The sequence below is a fragment of the Mycetohabitans endofungorum genome (genome assembly GCF_002927045.1).
Classification (GTDB): domain Bacteria; phylum Pseudomonadota; class Gammaproteobacteria; order Burkholderiales; family Burkholderiaceae; genus Mycetohabitans; species Mycetohabitans endofungorum.
Window position 1 is genome coordinate 1 of the sequence record NZ_PRDW01000074.1, and the last position, 1,116, is coordinate 1,116.

The 1,116-nt window shown below is 67.6% G+C and carries 2 protein-coding genes; both read right to left on the reverse strand.

Translation table 11 applies throughout. The features are described 5' to 3' along the window. The coding region (locus B0O95_RS15240) for a lysylphosphatidylglycerol synthase transmembrane domain-containing protein (protein WP_199180539.1) at positions 1 to 683 on the reverse strand (683 nt) is incomplete at its 3' end. Further along, positions 680 to 1,116, reverse strand: a 437-nt coding sequence (locus tag B0O95_RS15245; RefSeq protein WP_146064141.1) for a ChbG/HpnK family deacetylase, incomplete at its 5' end; no start/stop codon positions are given. The genes B0O95_RS15245 and B0O95_RS15240, both read right to left, overlap by 4 nt.

The following is a 1,116-nucleotide window of genomic DNA, read 5'->3' on the forward strand; positions in this document are numbered from 1 at the left end:
AGCGCGCCGATCACGTAGCCGGCCAGTTGCCATGCGAACGCTGACGCCAACGTCGCCGCACGCGTGAGCACCGCGTCGATGCGGCGATCCAATGCGGCGCCGTCGACGCCGGCCAGCAACCGGTGACCGGCCCCAAACAATCGTTTCGCGAAACGGTCGAGCTTGTCGAACAAGCCGCCGCGTCGCAACAACACCACGCACACGATCGGTATCGGCAACGACAATACGAGGCCGACGACAATCGGGGTCAGCGAACCGTGGTGCGAAGCCTGCAGGAAGATCAGCACGATGCCCAGCGCCGAGAACACGTACTGGACCGCGATCGTGGTCAGCACCTCGACAACCACCGACGCGGCCACCAGGCTCGCATCGTTGACGCGCCACGTGGCCAGCCGGACACCGACCAGTTCACCGCCGATGCCCGCGGACGGCAGCATCCGGGACACGGCTTCGCGCACGGTCGCCGCCCAGGTCAGAAACAGCAGCGACGCGCGCCGCTCTAGCAGGATTCGCCATGCTTGCGCATCGAATGCAAGCGGCACGATGTGAAACGGCACCAGCCATAACAACGCAAAGCCCGCCTGCGACAGCGGCTGGCTCACGTCATGCACGCCCTCGCGCCACAGCAACGCGACGAAGATCGCGATGCCCAGAGGCCAACTCAGTGCGCGCAGCAACTTCATGCGAGCGCCTCGCGATTCGTGCCGGCCCGGGCCGGCAGGACATCGCGGAAACCGCCGCGCCGCACGTTCGCCGCGGCCAGCGCCGCGGCAACACGCGGCGACAGCAGCGCGTCGAGTTCGTCCGCATGGCGGTAATCGCGCATCGACGGCGTGATGGCCTCCTCGCCCGGCACGGCCGGATGCAGATAGATCTCGCCGACCCCGGGCGGCAGATGCGCGATAGCCGCGAGCAGCGCGGCCTCGTCCATCTGACCACTGCGGGCAACGCCCACTACGTAGTCGTTGTACGCGATCCCGGCACGCCGCAGCCGCGACTTGACCAGCGCGATCCACGGCCGCAGCAGCAGCGGTGCGTCAGCCTCTCGCGGCAGCCGCATCGCGTGCATGCCGTAATCACGGCCGATTTCAACGATCAGCGACAAGACGGTCGGGT